General features: G+C 73.5%; 1 protein-coding gene. It reads left to right on the top strand.

The window, feature by feature from the left end; translation table 11 throughout:
* On the top strand, positions 1 to 275 hold a 275-nt coding region (locus GTW43_RS13845; RefSeq protein WP_272922527.1), incomplete at both ends, for a sigma-70 domain-containing protein.

A 275-nucleotide genomic window follows, 5' to 3' on the forward strand; every position in this document is an offset into this window, starting at 1 on the left:
CCGCGCCGGCTCCAGGAGCTGCGGCTCGCGCTGACCACGGCGACCGCCGAGCTGTCCCAGCTGCACGGCCGCTCCCCCACGGTCCACGAGCTGGCGGAGAAGCTGGGCATCTCCGAGGAGGAGGTCCTGGAGGGCCTGGAGTCGGCCAACGCGTACTCCACGCTGTCCCTGGACGTCCCGGACACCGACGACGAGTCCCCCGCCGTCGCGGACACGCTGGGCGCCGAGGACGAGGCCCTGGAGGGCGTCGAGTACCGGGAGTCGCTCAAGCCGCT

It is taken from the genome of Streptomyces sp. SID5785 (assembly GCF_009870065.1).
Classification (GTDB): Bacteria; Actinomycetota; Actinomycetes; order Streptomycetales; family Streptomycetaceae; genus Streptomyces.